This is a genomic window from Qipengyuania sp. SM2512 (assembly GCF_054954005.1).
Window position 1 is genome coordinate 1,496,557 of sequence record NZ_CM143134.1, and the last position, 17,218, is coordinate 1,513,774.

Genomic DNA, 17,218 nt, shown 5'->3' on the forward strand with positions numbered 1-17,218 from the left:
AACCCGGGAGCTAGCGCAGCGCGTCCTCGAGGAACGCGGCGCTGCGATCGAGCACTGGCGCCTTGTCGCGAAACGGCTTGGAGAGTGCCATGACCACGTCTTCATGGCCGAGCCCCCGGTAGTTCTCGAACTCGACCGGTGCGCCGACCTCGCGCAGACGCTCGGCGAGGTTGATCGCGTTATATGGCCTGACCACGTCGTCCTCGCTCGAGGTGATGAGCAGCAGCGGCGGAGCGTCGGCTCGCGCGAACGCGATCGGCTGGGTGTCGCGCGGCTGTGGCCAGCGGGACATCGCATCGATCGAACGCTTCTTGTCGAAAGGGTAGAAATCGTAAGGGCCGGACAGGCCGATCGCGGCCTTGACGGTGTCGGGTGCGACATTCGCCGCCTGCAACCACCGGGGGTCGAGCGCCAGCGTGACCGCGGTATGCGCACCGGCGGAATGGCCTACCAGCGCGATCCGCTCCGGATCGCCGCCGAATCTGGCGATGTTGTCGCGCGTCCAGCGGACCGCGTCGGCTCCGTCCTCTATGAAGGCGGGAAAGCGTACGTCCGGCACCTTGCGGTAATCGGGCACGACCACGAGGAGGCCCTTCCTGGCGAAGGCCCGCCCGGCGAAGGCATAGGCCTCGCGGTCGCCCTTCACCCAGCCGCCGCCGTGGAAGAACACGACCACCGGGCGCGCGGCTTCGCTCCCCCGATCGGGTGCCCATACGTCCAGTGTCTGGCCGTGTTCGCCAAACGCGATTGCGGAACCCGTCTGCTCGGTGCCCGCGCCGCCCCCGGCCGCAGCATCGAACAGCGAGAGAAGCCTGGGCGGCGAGGTGACGGCGATCGCGACGCCAAGCGCCACGATCGCGATCAGCGCGACGACCGCCATGGCTCCCTTCATCAGTTCGCCTCGAGCGCGACCTCGTAATGCGCGCTGGTGCTCCTGGCGATGTCGTCCTCGGTCACGCCGGGCGCGAGTTCGACCAGCCGGAACGGGCTGGCATGGTCCGGGCGGCGGAACACGCCGAGATTGGTGACCACCATATCGACCACATCGGTGCCGGTCAGCGGCAGCGTGCACTGGGGGATGAACTTGGGGCTGCCGTCCTTGGCGGTGTGATCCATCACCACGATGATCTTCTTGACCCCCGCGACCAGATCCATTGCGCCGCCCATGCCCTTGATCATCTTACCCGGAATCATCCAATTGGCGATATCGCCGTTCTCGGCCACTTCCATCGCGCCGAGCACGGTCAGGTCGATATGCCCGCCGCGGATCATCCCGAAGCTGGTGGCGCTGTCGAAATAGGCCGAATGGGGCAATTCGCTGATGGTCTGCTTGCCAGCGTTGATCAGGTCGGCGTCCTCCTCGCCTTCATAGGGGAAGGGGCCGATCCCGAGCATCCCGTTCTCGCTTTGGAGCGTAACATGCATGCCCTCGGGGATATGGTTCGCGACCAGCGTCGGAATGCCGATGCCCAGATTGACGTAATAGCCGTCCTCGAGCTCCTGCGCGGCGCGCGCGGCCATCTGGTTGCGCGTCCACCCGCTGGCGGTGTTCGTGTCGCTCATCTCAATTGCCTTCGTTCATGATGGCGGGCGCGGCCCGCTCTTCTATGGGCGTCCAGCGCGCTTCGGGCGGGAACACCTCGCCCAATGTTCCGCGGATCGACGCGCCGTAGACCGGGTTGGGCAGCAGGAACCAGCCATTGCCCCAGAGTGTGGCGAACTGTCCGCGCCCGGCGAGCCGGCGTCGTTCCTGCACGCCCAGAGCGGGTTCGTTGAAGACATCGGCGAAATCGCCCAGATTGTCCCCCGCCAGTGCAATCACGCAATAGCTCTCGGCGATCCTGGCGCGGCGGGTGTCCTTGCGGCCGCCGGTCGCGTCGTCACCGCGCAGGAACAGCGTCTCGCCGTGCACTGCCGGGCCAAGTCCGATGGCCGCGATCGCCGCTTCGGTTTGCTCGGCATTGGCGGCCTCGCGATTGGTATTGAAGACCGGCGTAATTCCGGCTTCCCGCAAGGCTCTCAGAGCGGTCACGGCGCCGGGCACGGGGGCCGCGCCCGGAGAACCGCTGCGCTCCCACTCGTCCCACAGCTCCGGATCGAAAGAGCCGCCCGACATGATCTTCTGATATTCGGCCCCGAGGTTGAGGAGCAGCGTCTCGTCGACATCGAAGACCACCGCTAGCGGTTTGATCCGGTCGTCCTCCTGACAAGCCGGCTGGCCGACCCCGCCGCTCGCCCCGGGCAGGCCCATCGGCACCGATTGCGGAACGCTGCGCTGGCGCGCCTTGGTGATCGCATAATCGGCCAGCGCGCGGAACGCCTGGATCGAGGCGCCTGCCGCTTCGCCCGAACCATAGAGCCAGCGCACACTGTCGGGCGCCTCGGCAGCCAGCGTCGCCGGCAGCGGCGCTTCGCTGATCGGTGCCGCGTATTCGCTCGCAGTGGTGGCGCAACCGGCGAGCAGCAAGGCCGCGGCGCTTGTGGCGACAGCGGTTGCGCGAGAGAGGCGCATCACGCCGCCTCCCTTTCGCGTACGGTGCGGAACTCGATCTGCTTGTCGTAGGGCGCGCCCAGGATCAGGCGCTGAACATAGACGCCGGGCAGGTGGATGCAGTCGGGGTCGAGACTTCCGGCGGGGACGATCTCTTCGACCTCGACCACGCAGACCTTGCCGCAGGTCGCCGCGGGGACGTTGAAATTGCGCGCGGTCTTGCGGAATACCACATTGCCGGTTTCGTCGGCCTTCCATGCCTTGACGATGGCGAGATCGGCGAAGATGCCGTGCTCGAGGATGTAGTCCTCGGTGCCACCGGGCCCATCGAAGGATTTGACCTCCTTGCCCTCGGCCACCTGGGTGCCGACGCCGGTCTTCGTGTAGAAGCCGGGAATTCCTGCTCCGCCGGCGCGCATCCGTTCGGCCAGCGTCCCCTGCGGGCAGAATTCGACCTCGAGCTCGCCGGCGAGAAACTGGCGCTCGAACTCCTTGTTCTCACCGACATAGGAGGAGATCATTTTGCGCACCTGTCGCGTCCGCAGCAGCTTGCCGATGCCCTCATTGTCGATCCCGGCGTTGTTGCTGGCGAAGGTGAGGTTCTTCACTCCGCTGTCGCGAATCGCGTCGAGCAGACGTTCGGGCAGGCCGCACAGGCCAAAGCCCCCGCTGGCGATCAAAATATCGTCCTTGAGCAACCCCTCGAGGGCGGCGGCGGCATCGGGATAGAGCTTGTTCATGCCGCTCGCTTAGCGAGGTGCGGGGGCGCTGTCACGGGGGCGATCGCGGCGCTTGGCACGGCGCCATTTGCAACGGATCATTGCGCTTCTTGCAACTAACAATGTTCTTTTCGCACTTGCACAAAAATTGCTGCAACTGCATATGCCTCCCTGCCTTTTAGGCATCCTCTCCCAAGACTTCCAAGCCCGGCCGGTTTATCCAGCCGGGCTTTTTTCTGCCCGCGTTCCGCATGCAGGGCCGCATGCCGGGCCTTCCTCGCGCAAGCTTTTCGGACCCCATCGGCCTCCTGCTCGGTTGCATCTGTGAAGGGCGCACCCAATCTGCCCCTTGTCGACAGAACGCAAAGGAACGAGACCGGGCATGGCAGAAGCGGAAGCAGCGATCGACGAGAAGACCGTCCGGCTCCAGGTTGCGGCGGCGCGGCAGGAGGAAAGCGGGCAGGGCATCGCCCGCATCCCGCGGACCGCATTTCAGGCGCTTGGCATCACCGAGGGCGACGTCGTCCAGATCACCGGCAAGCGCGTGACCGCCGCGCTCGCCATGCCCGCCTACGACGAGGACCAGTCGCTCGACGTGGTCCGGCTCGACGGGCTGCAGCGCGGCAATGCGGAGGTCGGCTCGGGCGAGCATGTCCATATCGCGGTTGCCGAATCGCGCCCCGCCACGCGGGTGGTGTTCGCCCCCGCCAGCCGCGAGATGCGGCTGCAGGGGCCGACCCAGGCGCTCAAACGCAATTTCTTCCAGAAGCCGCTGGTCGCGGGCGATCTGGTCGCCACCACAGGGCAGCAGCCGGTCCAGAACATGCCGCCCGAAGTGCGCCGCATGTTCAATGCGCCCGCCTACGCGCTCACCCAGATCCGCCTCACCGTGGTCTCGACCGCGCCCAAGGGCATCGTCCATATCGACGAGAACACCGAGGTCGAGCTGCGCGCCGAATTCGAAGAGCCTGCCGGCGGCCGCGCGACAGTCAATTACGACGACGTTGGCGGGATGGAGGACACCATCAAGCAATTGCGCGAGATGGTCGAGCTGCCGCTGCGTTATCCCGAACTGTTCACCCGGCTCGGCGTCGATCCGCCCAAGGGGGTGCTGCTCCACGGGCCGCCCGGCACCGGCAAGACCCGGCTGGCCCAGGCTGTCGCCAACGAGAGCGACGCCTATTTTACAATCATCAACGGCCCCGAAATCATGGGCTCGGGTTATGGCGAGAGCGAGAAGCGCCTGCGCGAGGTGTTCGAGGAGGCCAGCCGCAATGCGCCCGCGATCATCTTCATCGACGAGATCGATTCGATCGCGCCCAAGCGCGACCGCGTGCCGGGCGAGGCCGAGAAGCGGCTGGTCGCCCAGCTGCTCACGCTGATGGACGGGCTCGAGGCGCGGACCAATGTGGTGGTGATCGCCGCGACCAACCGTCCCGATGCGATCGACGAGGCGCTGCGCCGTCCGGGCCGCTTCGACCGCGAGATCGTGATCGGCGTCCCCGACGAGAACGGCCGCCGTGAGATCATCGGCATCCACACCCGCGGTATGCCACTGGGCGACAAGGTCGATCTGATGGAGCTGGCGCGCACCACGCACGGATTCGTCGGCGCGGACATTGCCGCGCTGGCGCGCGAGGCGGCGATCGATGCGGTACGCCGGATTATGCCCCGGCTCGATCTCGACGAGCGCACCATACCACCCGAAGTGCTCGACGATCTCTACGTCAGCCGAGAGGATTTCATCTCGGCGCTCAAGCGCGTCCAGCCCAGCGCCATGCGCGAGGTCATGGTCCAAGTGCCCAATGTCGCATGGAGCGATATCGGCGGGGTCTCCGCAGCGGTCGACAAGCTCAAGGAGGGCATCGAACTGCCGATGAAGAACCCCGCGGCGTTCCACCGTCTCGGAATTCGCCCGGCGAAGGGCTTCCTGCTCTACGGGCCGCCCGGCACCGGCAAGACTCTGCTCGCCAAGGCGGTTGCCAAGGAGGCGGAAGCCAATTTCATCTCGATGAAGTCGAGCGACCTGCTGTCCAAATGGTACGGCGAGAGCGAACAGCAGATCGCGCGTATGTTCCGCCGCGCGCGCGCGGTGGCGCCCTGCGTCATCTTCATTGACGAGATCGATTCGCTGGTCCCTGCGCGCGGCAGCGGTAGCGGCGAGCCCCAGGTCACCGGCCGGGTGGTCAACACCATCCTCGCCGAGATGGACGGGCTCGAGGAGCTGCAATCGGTGGTGGTAATCGGTGCCACCAATCGCCCGACGCTGGTCGATCCGGCGCTGCTGCGTCCGGGCCGCTTCGACGAACTGGTCTATGTCGGCACCCCGGACAAGAAAGGCCGCGAGCACATCCTGAGCATCCACACCCGCGACATGCCGATGGCCGCGGATGTCGAACTGGCCACGATCGCGGGCAAGACCGAGCGCTTTACCGGGGCGGACCTCGAGGATGTCGTGCGCCGCGCTGGACTCAACGCGCTGCGCCGCGTCGGCAACGACGTGACGCAGGTCTCGGCGATCGATTTCGAGGAAGCGCTGGGCGATTCGCGTGCCACGGTGACGGTGCAGATGGAGCAGGAATACAAGAAGATGCAGGGCGAGCTCAAGAAGCGGGCGGCCGAGGGGATCCCGATCGGCTTTATCCACGACGGCATGGTGTCTTCCACCCGGGACGCCAAGCACGACTGACGGCGCACTGGGCGGGGCACGGGTCCCCCCAGCGCCGCTCGTCAGGCGTTGGCGCGCTCGTTCGCCGCCTGGACTTCCAGCCGGTGGCGGATCAGCGCGTCGGGCATGTGCTTCTGCAGCCAGGAGACCATGTGCTCGCGCGTGGCGCAGCGCAGGTTCCACAAGTCGCCAATGCTGGCGGCACTTACCGACAGCCGCAGTTCCATGCTTTCGGGGTGCGCTTCGGTCATCAAAAGCGCCAGATTGCGCCCGTCGAACAGGTCGTGCGCCGTGACGAAGCGCTCGAACTCCTCGCGGATCGGCTGGACCTCGGACGCGGGGTCGAGATGCAGATACACGGGCCCGGTCAGCCTTTCGCTCAATCGCGACCAGTTCTCGAAGCTCTCGTCGAGGAAGCGGATCGTCGGTACCACCAGCACCCGTTCGTCCCAGATCCGGACCGTCACGAAGCTCATGCGGATCTCTTCCACCCGCCCGACCTCGCCATCGACCTTGACCATATCGCCCAGCCGCAGCGGCTGGGTGAGCGCCATCTGCAGTCCGGCGATCAAGGATTTGAGCGCCGGCTGCGCGGCTGCGCCGACGGCGAGCGCAGCCAGGCCGGCCGAGGCCATCAGCGTCACCCCGACATCGCGCACACCGGGAATGTTGAGCATGATCAGCGAAATCGTGACCAGTATGATCGCGAAACCGACCGTGCGGCTGAGGATCGAGATGCGCGTGCGCCGGGTGCGCATCGCCACCGGATCCGCGGCGTCCTCGGCTTCTCGTTCGAGGCCGGCGGCGACGCCCTTGACCAGCGCATAGAGCACCCAGCCCATCAGGGCGGGTGTGATATAGCTCATCGCCGTTTCCCAGCCGCCCTCGATCTGCGGGTCGCCATGCACTGCGATCGAGATCGCCCAGCCGGCCATCGCCCAGCGCAAAGGGCGACGCACCGTATCGAGGATGACATCGTCCAGCCAGGTGCTCGACATGCGGGCGATGCGGCGCAGCATCTTGAAAAGGACGGCGTGGAGAATCAGCGCGATCAGCACCGGGACGCCGATCGCGATCGCAGTGTGGGCCACTGCTTCCCAGGAAAGGTCCCAATTGCGCGGATCGTAGCGGTCGAACATCACGCCGCCTAGCTGCCCGCCTGCGCGAAGACAACCGGACGCAGCGCGCTAGTCCTTGACCGGAAGCACAATCACCACTTCGAGCCCGTCGGCGTGGAAGTCGCGCTCGAGCGAGCCGCCGAACTGCCGGGCGGCGCTGATCATCAGCATGCTGCCGAAGCCGCGCCGCTCGGGCTGCTGTTCCACGGCGACACCGCGCTCGCGCCAGACCAGCCGCAATTCACTGCCCTCGCGCCTCCAATCAACCTCGATCGTGCCGCCCTGCGACCAAGCCCCGTATTTCACCGCATTGGTGGTCAGTTCGTGCAGCACCAGACCCAGCGGGGTGACCTGCGCGGCGGGCAACAGGATCTCCTCGCCTTCGATCTTCGCCTGCAGCCGTTCGGAGCGATAGGGGGCGAGGCTGGTCTCGACCAGAGCGCGCAGCGAAGCCACGGGACGGTCGAGTTCGCCCTGCGACACCTCATGCGCGGTCAGCAGCGCGCGGATGCGTTCGCCGATGGCATCGGTGACCGGCTTCGCTTCGGGTTTGTCGCGCGCACTGAGCTGGACGATGGCCAGCACCACCGCGAACAGATTCTTGACCCGGTGATTGAGTTCGCGTGCCAGCAGGTCGGCACGGTCGCGCGCCTCGCCCAGCACCAGCGCCTGCGCCGCTTCGGCCTCGGCGCGCGCGGTGCGCGCCACCAGCCGTGCGGTCGAGACCATGGCGAGGATCAGCAGCAGCACCAGCCCGCCCAGCAGCGGCAGGACGCGGGCCTCGGCGCGCGCGGTCTCCGCGGTGGCGAGGGCGAGCAGTTCGAGCTCGATCCGCTCCATCTCGTTGATCGAACGGCGCAGCCGAGCCATCGTCTCGTGCCCCTCGTCCGAGAGGACCGCGCGGCGCGCATCGAGCAACTGGCCGTTGTCGAGCAGCCGCACCGAGGAATCGAGCTCGGCGAACTTGGCCGCGGTCAGCGTCTCGATCCGGTCGTACAATTCCTTCTGTCGCGCGGTGGCGTCCTCGGCCAGCGAGACTTCCAGACGCCCGAGCGTGGGATCGATCTGCTCGCGTCCGGCAAGATAGGATTCCAGATAGCGGCGATCGAGCGTGATCAGATAGCCCCGCTGCCCCGTCTCGGCGTTGAGCACCGCCTGGCTGACGCTGCGCAGATCGGTCAGCACCTCGTTGGTCATCCGCACCTGCTCGCGGGTCTCGCGCTCGCTCTCTACCGTCTGGTAGACCGAAAAAATCACTCCGAACATCGCCGCAGCGGTGATCCCGAGCAGCGCGACATTGGCCCAGCGGAAGGTGCGATCCTGGCGGGCGAAGGCAACGTAACGCTTCAATGCGCGGCATCCCAGCTCATGCCGCTGCCGATATCGATCCCCAGCGGGACCGACAGCTCGACCGCGGGCAGGGCGGCCTCGGCCATCACCCGCTCGATCACCGGCGAGGCGGCCTCGACATCGCCCTCGGGCACTTCGAACACCAGTTCGTCGTGCACCTGCAGCAGCATTCGGGCCCTGCCCAGGCCCGCCGCCTCGAGCGCAGGCTCCATCCGGACCATCGCCCGCTTGATGATGTCGGCGCTGGTGCCCTGGATCGGGGCGTTGATCGCCGCGCGCTCGCTACCCTGACGCTCGGCCTGGTTCTTGGCGTTGATCCGCGGGAACCAGGTCTTGCGCCCGAACAGCGTCTGCGAATAGCCGCAGCCGCGCACCTGTTCGAGCGTCTCCAGAATATAGCGCTGGATCCCGGGGAAGCGCTGGAAATAGGTGTCGATCATCGCCTGCGCCTCGTCGGGCTCGACCCCGAGACGGCCCGCCAGCCCCCAGCGCGAAATGCCGTAGAGAATGGCGAAATTGATCGTCTTGGCGCGCGCGCGGGTCTCGCGGTCGACGCTGCCGAACATTTCCAGCGCGGTGCGGTTGTGGATGTCCTCGCCCGCGGCGAAAGCCTCTTTCAGCGCGCCGACATCGGCCATATGCGCGGCGAGCCGCAGTTCGATCTGCGAATAGTCGGCTGCGAGCAGGACATGGCCTTCCTCGGGCACGAAGGCTTCGCGGATCTGGCGCCCGATTGCGGTGCGGATCGGGATGTTCTGCAAATTGGGATCGGTCGAGGACAGCCGCCCGGTTTGCGCTCCGACGAGGCTGTAGCTGGTGTGGACCCGGCCGGTGTCGGGGTTGATCGCCTGCTGCAGCGCGTCGGTATAGGTCGATTTGAGTTTGGCCAGCTGGCGCCATTCGAGCACCTTGGCGGCGATCGGCGCGCCCTCGGCGGAGAGCCGCTCGAGCACCGCCTGATCGGTCGAATACTGCCCGCTCTTGCCCTTGCGCCCGCCGCGATGGCCCATTTCCTCGAACAGCACGTCGCCCAGCTGTTTGGGACTGCCGACCGCGAAGTCGCGCCCCGCCAGCTGGTGGATCTCACCCTCGAGCCGCGCGGTCTCGCCGGCGAATTCATCCGACAGGCGCGACAACTGGGCGCGATCGACCTTGATGCCGCGGCGCTCCATCCGCGCCACCACCGGGATGAGCGGCCGGTCGACGCGTTCGTAGATCCGAGTCCCGCCCTCGACCGCGAGCCGCGGCTTGAGCAGGCTGTGCAGCCGCCAGGTGACGTCGGCATCCTCGGCGGCGTATTGCGTCGCCTTGTCGAGCGGGACCTCGCCGAAGGGGATCGCCTTCTTGCCGGTGCCGCACAACTCCTTGAAGGTCAGGCATGTGTGCCCGAGGTGGCGCTCGGCCAGCTCGTCCATCCCGTGGCCGCCGCCGATCCCCTGTTCGGAGCGCCCGGCGTCGAGCGCGAAGCTGACGATCATCGTGTCGTCGATCGGCGCGACGTCGATAGCGTTCTTGGCGAGCACGTTGAGATCGTATTTCGCGTTCTGGAAGACCTTGAGCACCGCATCGCTTTCGAGCAGCGGCTTGAGCGCGGCGAGCGCTTCGGCGCGGTCGATCTGCTCGGGACGCTCGGCGAACATGTCGCTGCCGCCGTGGCCGAGCGGGATATAGCAGGCGTCGTTGGGACCCAGCGCGAGGCTGACCCCCACCAGATCGGCCTGGATCGCGTCGAGGCTGCTGGTTTCGGTATCGACCGCGATGATCCGCGCGGCGAAGGCGCGGTGGATCCACTCGTCGAGCTGGGCGCGGGTGGTCACGGTGGCGTAGGCCGAGCGGTCGAGCTCGGGGAATTCCGGGGGCGGCTGGCGATTGCCGCCGGCATCGCCCTGCGCGCCGGCAGTCTGCGCCTTCTCGCGGTCGAGATTGTTGGGCCGGTCGGGGCTGCCGCTGCCCGCGCCGAGCCGGCGCAGCAGGCTGGTGAAACCGTGCTTCTCGAGGAAGGCGGCCAGCGGTTCGGGGGGCACGCCATCGAGCTCGAACTCGGCGAGCGGCTGGGGAAGGTCGCAATCTTCCCTGAGCGTGACCAGCACGCGGCTCATCTCGGCATCGCCGCGATGCTCGATCAGCCGCTCCTTGAGCTTGGAGGTCTTCATCCCTTCCGCCGAATCGAGCGCGGCAGTGAGCGAGCCGTGTTCGGCGATGAGCTTGCTCGCGGTCTTGGGACCGATCCCGTAGATGCCGGGGATGTTGTCGACCGAATCGCCCATCAGTGCGAGCACGTCGCCGACCAGCTCGGGCGCGACGCCGAACTTGGCCTCGACCTCCTCGATATAGATCCGCTGGCTCTTCATCGTGTCGAGCATGTCGATCCGGGCGCCGTCGCGCTCGCCCACAAGCTGCATCAGATCCTTGTCGGAGGAGACGATGGTGACATCCCAGCCCTGCGCCTGCGCCACGCGGGCATAGGTGGCGATCAGATCGTCTGCCTCGAGCCCCTGCTCCTCGATGCAGGGCAGGCTGAAGGCGCGGGTGGCATCGCGGATCAGCGGGAACTGCGGGCGCAGATCCTCGGGCGGTTCCGGCCGGTTGGCCTTGTAGGCGGGGTAGATGTCGTTGCGGAACGACTTGCTGTCCTTGTCGAGGATCACCGCCAGATGGGTCGGTCCCTCGGCGTCGTCGAGATCCTGCGCCAGCTTCCACAGCATGGTGGTGTAGCCATAGACCGCGCCCACCGGAGTCCCCTGCGGATCGGTGAGCGGCGGGAGGCGGTGGTAGGCCCGGAAGATATAGGCCGACCCGTCGACCAGATAGAGATGCTGCTTTGCTGACATGGCGCGGGGTCTAGCAGCGGGTCGCCCGATTGGGGAGCGGTTTGAGCGCACGGAACTTTAGGGAAGTTTAGGCCAACACGGCCAAATAAGGCCGCAATGAGTCGAATTCGCTTGCGCGGTCACATTGTCGCCATTATTTGGACATTGTGAGGCCACATTGAGGTCTCGCGCGGTGCCTTAGCAGGGCCGCTCAGAACTCTCCGATCAAGGAATTCATCTATGCGTAAGATCGCTCTCGTCGCCGCCGCTTCGGCCGCCGCTCTGACCCTCGCCGCTTGCTCGGAAGCCACCGAAGACAGCGCCGAAGTCACCACCGAAAGCGCCGTGGCCGACACCGAGACCAACATGGACGCCATGGGCGCCGAAGTCGACACCATGGGTGCCGAGATGGAAGCCGGTGCTGAAGAAGTCGTGACCGAAGCCGACGCCGCTGCTGCCGGCGCCGAAGCCGAGCTTCAGGACGAAACCGTCACTGAAGCTCAGGTCGACTAATTCGATCCCTTTAACGGATTGAAACGAAGGGCGGCGCCGCGAGGTGCCGCCCTTTTTCGTGTGTGGATGTCAGGAGCCGACGCTAGCGCCGCGCCGGCTTACTGGCCGCCGTATTGCGCGTTGGTCCAGACCTTAGCCTGGGCATCGTAGCCATCGTGGATCGCCCGGGCGATCGCCGCGATCTTGGCTTCGCGCGCGGGGCGGGAACCCTGGCCGGTGACATAGATCGCCAGCGCCACGGTGCGCCCGTCGGGCATTTCGAGAACACCGACATCGCTCGAGGTGTTGTTGAGCGAGCCGGTCTTGTGGCTGACCCGCACGCCGGCGGGCATCATGGCCGGAATGCGGCGGGTGCCGGTCCGGGTCCGGCTCATCGCGCTCAATATGACGCGGCGGCTCTTGGCGGTGAGGAACTTGCCCTGATAGAGCCCGGTCAGCAATTCGACCATTTCGCCCGGAGTCGCGCTGTCTCGGCGGTCGATATGATGCGCAGGGTCGAACTCGCCATCGTCGCGCACCAGCGTGGCGATGTCGCGGTCGATGCTGAACTCGGTCATGCCGTTGCGGCGCATCCAGGAATTCACCGCATCGGGACCTCCGACCACCCGCAGCAGCGCATCGGTCGCGGGATTGCTCGAGCGGGTGATCATGATCTCGATCAGATCGATCGCCTTCATGTGCTTGCCCTCGCTCACCGGCGCGACGGGCGAGGAAAAGCGCGCCGATTTGCGCGCCCACAGCAGCGGGAATTCGCTGGTCAGGCTCCAGCGCCCCTGTTCGACGCCCTCGAGGAAGGTGGCGGCAATGGCGATCTTGCTGGTGCTGGCGAGCGGGAACCGCTGGTCGCCCAGAATTGCGATCTGCTGTCCGGTGGTGAGGTCGATCGCCGCTACGCCGATCCGGCCGTTGCTGCCATCCGCAAGCTGGGCGATTCGGCGCTCGAACCCGGTCTCGTAGACCGCCTGATAGGTTGGGAGCGGGCGGACCTGCGTGCCCAATGTCGCATCGAAGGTCGCTTCGAGCGGCGTGGTCTGGGCCGAATCGGTGTTGGCGAGGGCGGGGGCTGCCATTCCCAGCAGGGCCGCGCCGACAGTCGTTGCTAATGTTCTGATCCGCATGCGACCTGCCTATCACGTCTTGAGTTGGCAGATGCTTAACGCGTCTCGCGATTGCGCAACAAGCTGATTTGCGACGACAAGTGTCGACGAAGCGACAGAAGATTGCGCAGGCCGGGAACCCGCCGGCGCTTTCGCGATCGGCAAGTCCCGGCCCGCATTGCTCATGGTGAAGAATCAGGCAGCGGCGATCGCCTGTTCGATGCGCTGGGTGGTCTCGCCGGTCAGCGTCTTGTCGATCTCGCCGACCAGCCGCTGCTTGAGCTCGGTGTGATAATGGCGCCGCATTTCGCCCAGCGATTTGGGGTCGGCGATGATGAGCACATCGTCGATCTCCCCGGCGATCGCCTTGGCGTTGATCCATTCGGTCGCAGCCGCCGCATGGGCCAGTTCGTCGAGCTGCGTGCTGGTGCCCCTCTCGCGTCCACCATTGTCCTGATGCCGCACGCCGGCGCTGAAATTGGTCGCGGACAGGTCGGGCTTGTTTGCACCTTCGAGCTTTGGCTCGAACGGGGTTCCGGTGTTGCGCATCACGGTGAAAGTCGTTCCGTCGATCAGGGCGACATGGGCCTTGTGCGGCAGTTTCATCGGCATCTCCTTGGAGTGGTTATTCTTGCCCCATCAATGCGCCGCGCCGCGCTTTGCTCCGGGACTTGAGCAAAAGCCGCACCGGTGCGACAGTGCGCGCGATGGGAGAGGCAAGGGACATGGAGGATTTGCGCGCCGGGCTGGCGCGGGCGCTCGCGCGCGTCGGCCTGCCGCCGCCAGAGCAACTCGCGCGGCTGACCGGCGGCGCGACGATGGAAAGCTGGCGCTTCGAAGCGGGCGACAGCGGGTCCGGCGGGGGCAGTTTCGTGCTGCGCCGCGCCCCCAGCCTCGCCTTCATGGCCGACCGGCCCTTCGGCCACGGCACCGAGGCGGCGATTATCCGCGCCGCGCAGGCCGCGGGGGTGACGGCGCCCGAAGTGGTGGTCGAGCTCGAGCCCGAAGACGCGATCGGCAGCGGTTTCGTGATGCGCGCGCTGCCCGGCACTCCCGATCCCGGCGCGATCCTGGCGATGGAGCGCCCCGGAGAGCTGCTCTCGCAATGCGCGCGCGATCTGGCACGGATCCACGCGCTCGACGCCGAGGCGCTGCCCGCGGACATCCCCGAAATGGACTATGCCGAGGCGCTCGACGGCCTGCGCGTCCAGTTCGAAGAGGCGGGGGGCGACCGGCCGATTATCGCGCTGGGATTGAAATGGCTCGGCGACCACCTGCCCGCGCGGGCCGAACCGGTACTGGTGCATGGCGACTACCGGCTGGGCAACATCCTCGTCGAGGATGGCGCGCTCACCGGGGTGCTCGACTGGGAGCTGGCGCATCGGGGCGATCGCCACGAGGATCTCGCCTTCGCCTGTATGACGGTCTGGCGCTTTTCGCGGATTGACCGCCCGGCGCTGGGGCTGGGGTCGCTCGAGGACTGGTTCGCGGCCTACGAGGCCGAAAGCGGCGTGACGGTCGACCGCGACCGCTTCCGCTACTGGCTGGTCTATCGCACGGTGTGGTGGGCGCTGGGATGCCTGAGGATGGCGCGGGTCTGGCGCGAAGGGCACGACCGGATGCTCGAACGCGTGGTCATCTCGCGCCGGACCAGCGAGCAGGAACTCGACCTGCTGATGCTGCTGGAAGAAGAGGCCCCGCAGGCAGAACGCGACCGGCCCCTGCCACCCGAGACACCCGCTAGGGAACGCGAGGGCGAAGCCTCCACCGGCGAAATCGCCACCGCCATTGCCGAATTCCTCGCCACGGTGAAGGACCGCATGGAAGGCCACGACCGCTTCCAGCTGGCGGTGGCGCGCAACGCGCTGGGCATGATTGCGCGCGAGGAAGCTGCAGGCGTCGCGGTCGCCGACCGCGACCTCGCGCAGGCGCTGCTGGCGGGGGAGCGCGATCTGGCCGAACCCAGGCTGCTGGCGAAGCTGCGCCGCCGTGCGCTCGTCAAGCTGGCCGCCGACATACCCAAATACCCCGCTCTCGCATCGGCGAAGGCGCAATGGACCGGAGAGAGCTGATGGATTTCGCGATACCCCAGGACCTGGAAGACTATTACGCCGAGCTCGAACGCTTCATCGCGGCCGAGATCGAGCCGCTGGTGGCGCAGGGCGACAACATCCGCTTCTTCGACCACCGCCGCGAGGATGCGCGCACCGACTGGGAGCGCCAGGGCCTGCCCAACCGCGAATGGGAGCAATTGCTGGTCGAGGCCGCGACCCGCGCCGACGAGGCTGGCCACTGGCGCTTTTCGGCGCCGAAGAAATACGGCGGGAAGGACGGCTCCAACCTGTGGATGGCGGTGATCCGCGACCGCTTCGCGCAGCGCGGGCTGGGCCTGCACAACGATCTCCAGAACGAGCATTCGATCGTCGGCAATTTCCCCTTCGTCGCCATGTTCGAGACCTTCGGCACCGAGGCGCAGAAGGAGGAGTTCATCAAGGGCGGTTTCGCGCGCGAACGGCGCGTCGCCTTCGGGCTGACCGAACCCGAGCACGGTTCGGACGCCACCCATATGGACACCGTCGCGGTGCGCGAGACCCGCGATGGCACACCCGGCTGGCGGATCGACGGGGCCAAGATGTGGATCACCGGCATGCACCACGCCACCCATGTCGCGGTGTTCGCGCGGACCTCGGGCGGGGCGGGGGACGCGAAGGGCATCAGCTGCTTCCTCGTCCCCAGCCCCGCCGAAGGGCTCGAGATCGACGAATACGTCTGGACCTTCAACATGCCCACCGACCACGCGCGGTTCTTCCTCAAGGGGGTCTGGGTCCCCGATGAGGCTTTGCTGGGCGAGGAGGGCCGCGGGCTCGCGCTGGCGCAGAGCTTCGTCCACCAGAACCGCATCCGGCAGGCGGCATCCAGCCTCGGCGCGGCGCAGTTCTGCGTGGAGGAGAGCGTGCGCTACGCCCGCACCCGCAAACCCTTCGGACAGGAGCTGGCGCGCAACCAGGCGATCCAGTTCCCGCTGGTCGAGCTCGCCACCCAGTGCGAGATGCTGCGGCTGCTGATCTACAAGACCGCCTGGGAGATGGACCGGCTCCCGCACAAGGAGATCGAGAGCGCGCTCTCGGACAAGGTCTCGATGTGCAATTACTGGGCCAACCGGCTGGTCTGCGAGGCGGCCGACCGCGCGATGCAGGTCCATGGCGGGATCGGCTACAGCCGCGAGAAGCCCTTCGAACACATCTACCGCCATCACCGCCGCTACCGCATCACCGAGGGCGCGGAGGAGATCCAGATGCGCAAGGTGGGGGCCTACCTGTTCGGCTATCTCGGCCCGCGCAAGGGGATGTTCGGCTAAGGGATTTCCGGAACACGGCAGGGCTCCAGGGGTTTTTACAGGAACAGCCGACCGGCCCGACGATGTCGGGCCGGTCTCCGAGACTACTCGACCCGAGGATTTCCATGCCCGCTCTATTCCGTCCTGCCCTCGCCGCCGGCCTGCTCGCCAGCGCCCCGCTCCTGTCCCTCGCCATGCCCGCGACCGCGCAGACTTTCGAAGCCGATGTACCCGGTGCCGTGTTTTCCGATGAACGCAGCAGGCAGATCATGGCGGTGCAGGTCCTGCTCGATCGCGCCGGCCATTCGCCGGGCGTCATCGATGGCTACAGCGGTGGCAACACCAGCCGGGCTCTCGCCGCCTTCGAGCAGGCGAACGGAATGGATGCCGATGGCGAGATGGATGACGAGGTGCTGTCGGCGCTGCGCAGCCGGTTCGGCTCCGACCCGCTGGTGAGGACCTATACCGTTACCAGCGAAGACGTGTCCGGACCGTTCCGCCCGGTGCCATCCAGCATGGCGCAAATGGCGAAGCGCGACTGGATCGGATATTCCAGCCCGGCGGAAAAGCTCGCCGAGAAGTTCCACATGACCGAAGGGCTGCTCGAGGCGCTCAACCCCGGCAAGAGCTTTACTGCGGGTACCGAAATCCTCGTCGCGCAGACCGGAGACACGGCTCTGGAGGGCAAGGTCGCACGGATCGAGATCGACAAATCGGCCAGCGAGGTGCGCGCCTACGGCGACGACGGCAATCTGCTCGCAACCTTCCCGGCGACGGTCGGCAGTTCGCAATTTCCCTCCCCTTCGGGAGCGATGGAGGTGAACGCGGTCGCGCCGGAGGCGAACTACACCTTCGATCCGTCCGATCAGGATTGGGGCGGGGACGAGACGCTGATCATCCCGCCCGGCCCCAACAATCCGATCGGCGGAGTCTGGATCGATCTGGGCAAGGCCGGCTACGGTATCCACGGCACCAGCGATCCGTCCTCGATCGCCAAAAACGCCAGCCACGGCTGTGTGCGCCTGACCAATTGGGATGCCCGCAATCTGGCTGCTGCCGTTGAGGCCGGATCGACCAAGGTCGTTTTCAACTAGACCAGTGACTTCGCGTCGCGG

General features: G+C 66.6%; 14 protein-coding genes. 5 read left to right on the forward strand and 9 right to left on the reverse strand.

Annotated elements, in window-relative coordinates:
- Nucleotides 1–10: 10 nt before the first annotated feature.
- From ACQ5J0_RS07530 to ACQ5J0_RS07545, 4 genes are read right to left on the reverse strand one after another with little or no spacing between them, the layout of a single operon-like run.
- Nucleotides 11–892: an alpha/beta hydrolase gene (locus tag ACQ5J0_RS07530; RefSeq protein WP_462569958.1), complete on the reverse strand. Its 882-nt coding sequence runs from the start codon at nucleotides 890–892 to the stop codon at nucleotides 11–13.
- On the reverse strand, nucleotides 892–1,563 hold the full coding sequence (locus tag ACQ5J0_RS07535; protein WP_462569959.1) for a CoA transferase subunit B: 672 nt from the start codon (nucleotides 1,561–1,563) through the stop codon (nucleotides 892–894). The genes ACQ5J0_RS07530 and ACQ5J0_RS07535 overlap by 1 nt, the downstream gene beginning before the upstream one ends.
- Nucleotide 1,564: 1 nt before the next feature.
- A complete protein-coding gene (locus ACQ5J0_RS07540; protein WP_462570077.1) occupies nucleotides 1,565–2,512 on the reverse strand; it encodes a 5'-nucleotidase, lipoprotein e(P4) family in 948 nt (315 codons plus the stop codon).
- A complete protein-coding gene (locus ACQ5J0_RS07545; RefSeq protein ID WP_462569960.1) occupies nucleotides 2,512–3,231 on the reverse strand; it encodes a CoA transferase subunit A in 720 nt (239 codons plus the stop codon). The genes ACQ5J0_RS07540 and ACQ5J0_RS07545 overlap by 1 nt, the downstream gene beginning before the upstream one ends.
- A 361-nt stretch (nucleotides 3,232–3,592) precedes the next feature.
- On the opposite strand from ACQ5J0_RS07545, the gene ACQ5J0_RS07550 reads away from it, so the two are divergent.
- On the forward strand, nucleotides 3,593–5,899 hold the full coding sequence (locus tag ACQ5J0_RS07550) for a CDC48 family AAA ATPase (protein ID WP_462569961.1): 2,307 nt from the start codon (nucleotides 3,593–3,595) through the stop codon (nucleotides 5,897–5,899).
- 41 nt (nucleotides 5,900–5,940) lie between these two features.
- Here ACQ5J0_RS07550 and ACQ5J0_RS07555 read toward each other — a convergent pair whose 3' ends face one another.
- The 3 genes from ACQ5J0_RS07555 to polA are packed head-to-tail and all read right to left on the reverse strand — an operon-like array spanning nucleotide 5,941 to nucleotide 11,177.
- Nucleotides 5,941–7,017 (reverse strand): mechanosensitive ion channel family protein, encoded by a 1,077-nt coding sequence (locus ACQ5J0_RS07555; protein WP_462569962.1) that lies wholly within the window; start codon nucleotides 7,015–7,017, stop codon nucleotides 5,941–5,943.
- A 48-nt stretch (nucleotides 7,018–7,065) separates the two neighbouring features.
- Complete coding sequence (locus ACQ5J0_RS07560) at nucleotides 7,066–8,346, reverse strand: CHASE3 domain-containing protein (protein ID WP_462569963.1); 1,281 nt, start codon at nucleotides 8,344–8,346, stop codon at nucleotides 7,066–7,068.
- Nucleotides 8,343–11,177, reverse strand: a complete 2,835-nt coding sequence (polA, locus tag ACQ5J0_RS07565) for a DNA polymerase I (protein WP_462569964.1) — start codon at nucleotides 11,175–11,177, stop codon at nucleotides 8,343–8,345. The genes ACQ5J0_RS07560 and polA overlap by 4 nt, the downstream gene beginning before the upstream one ends.
- A 219-nt stretch (nucleotides 11,178–11,396) precedes the next feature.
- Between polA and ACQ5J0_RS07570 the strand changes: the two genes are divergently transcribed.
- A complete protein-coding gene (locus tag ACQ5J0_RS07570) occupies nucleotides 11,397–11,669 on the forward strand; it encodes a hypothetical protein (protein ID WP_462569965.1) in 273 nt (90 codons plus the stop codon).
- Nucleotides 11,670–11,767: 98 nt separating this feature from the next.
- Here ACQ5J0_RS07570 and ACQ5J0_RS07575 read toward each other — a convergent pair whose 3' ends face one another.
- Nucleotides 11,768–12,739 carry a serine hydrolase gene (locus tag ACQ5J0_RS07575; protein WP_462569966.1) on the reverse strand — a complete coding sequence of 324 codons (972 nt, stop codon included), beginning with the start codon at nucleotides 12,737–12,739 and terminating at the stop codon, nucleotides 11,768–11,770.
- Between the two features lie 222 nt (nucleotides 12,740–12,961).
- On the reverse strand, nucleotides 12,962–13,372 hold the full coding sequence (locus ACQ5J0_RS07580) for a baeRF12 domain-containing protein (protein ID WP_462569967.1): 411 nt from the start codon (nucleotides 13,370–13,372) through the stop codon (nucleotides 12,962–12,964).
- Nucleotides 13,373–13,473: 101 nt separating this feature from the next.
- Here ACQ5J0_RS07580 and ACQ5J0_RS07585 point away from each other — a divergent pair, with 101 nt between their 5' ends.
- The 3 genes from ACQ5J0_RS07585 (at nucleotide 13,474) to ACQ5J0_RS07595 (ending at nucleotide 17,197) form a co-directional block, all read left to right on the forward strand.
- Nucleotides 13,474–14,838, forward strand: a complete 1,365-nt coding sequence (locus ACQ5J0_RS07585; RefSeq protein WP_462569968.1) for a phosphotransferase — start codon at nucleotides 13,474–13,476, stop codon at nucleotides 14,836–14,838.
- The gene (locus ACQ5J0_RS07590) at nucleotides 14,838–16,124 is read left to right on the forward strand and encodes an acyl-CoA dehydrogenase family protein (protein ID WP_462569969.1); all 1,287 of its coding nucleotides are present in this window, start codon (nucleotides 14,838–14,840) and stop codon (nucleotides 16,122–16,124) included. The genes ACQ5J0_RS07585 and ACQ5J0_RS07590 overlap by 1 nt, the downstream gene beginning before the upstream one ends.
- 104 nt (nucleotides 16,125–16,228) lie before the next feature.
- Nucleotides 16,229–17,197: a L,D-transpeptidase family protein gene (locus ACQ5J0_RS07595; RefSeq protein ID WP_462569970.1), complete on the forward strand. Its 969-nt coding sequence runs from the start codon at nucleotides 16,229–16,231 to the stop codon at nucleotides 17,195–17,197.
- The last annotated feature ends 21 nt before the right edge of the window (nucleotides 17,198–17,218 follow it).

Excerpts from the sequence above, each read along its gene's own strand:
- ACQ5J0_RS07530 (WP_462569958.1), bottom strand. The coding sequence starts at position 892 with ATGAAGGGAGCCATGGCGGTCGTCGCGCTGATCGCGATCGTGGCGCTT.
- ACQ5J0_RS07535 (WP_462569959.1), bottom strand. The coding sequence starts at position 1,563 with ATGAGCGACACGAACACCGCCAGCGGGTGGACGCGCAACCAGATGGCC.
- ACQ5J0_RS07540 (WP_462570077.1), bottom strand. The coding sequence starts at position 2,512 with ATGCGCCTCTCTCGCGCAACCGCTGTCGCCACAAGCGCCGCGGCCTTG.
- ACQ5J0_RS07545 (WP_462569960.1), bottom strand. The coding sequence starts at position 3,231 with ATGAACAAGCTCTATCCCGATGCCGCCGCCGCCCTCGAGGGGTTGCTC.
- ACQ5J0_RS07550 (WP_462569961.1), top strand. The coding sequence starts at position 3,593 with ATGGCAGAAGCGGAAGCAGCGATCGACGAGAAGACCGTCCGGCTCCAG.
- ACQ5J0_RS07555 (WP_462569962.1), bottom strand. The coding sequence starts at position 7,017 with ATGTTCGACCGCTACGATCCGCGCAATTGGGACCTTTCCTGGGAAGCA.
- polA (WP_462569964.1), bottom strand. The coding sequence starts at position 11,177 with ATGTCAGCAAAGCAGCATCTCTATCTGGTCGACGGGTCGGCCTATATC.
- ACQ5J0_RS07570 (WP_462569965.1), top strand. The coding sequence starts at position 11,397 with ATGCGTAAGATCGCTCTCGTCGCCGCCGCTTCGGCCGCCGCTCTGACC.
- ACQ5J0_RS07575 (WP_462569966.1), bottom strand. The coding sequence starts at position 12,739 with ATGGCAGCCCCCGCCCTCGCCAACACCGATTCGGCCCAGACCACGCCG.
- ACQ5J0_RS07580 (WP_462569967.1), bottom strand. The coding sequence starts at position 13,372 with ATGAAACTGCCGCACAAGGCCCATGTCGCCCTGATCGACGGAACGACT.
- ACQ5J0_RS07585 (WP_462569968.1), top strand. The coding sequence starts at position 13,474 with ATGGGAGAGGCAAGGGACATGGAGGATTTGCGCGCCGGGCTGGCGCGG.
- ACQ5J0_RS07590 (WP_462569969.1), top strand. The coding sequence starts at position 14,838 with ATGGATTTCGCGATACCCCAGGACCTGGAAGACTATTACGCCGAGCTC.
- ACQ5J0_RS07595 (WP_462569970.1), top strand. The coding sequence starts at position 16,229 with ATGCCCGCTCTATTCCGTCCTGCCCTCGCCGCCGGCCTGCTCGCCAGC.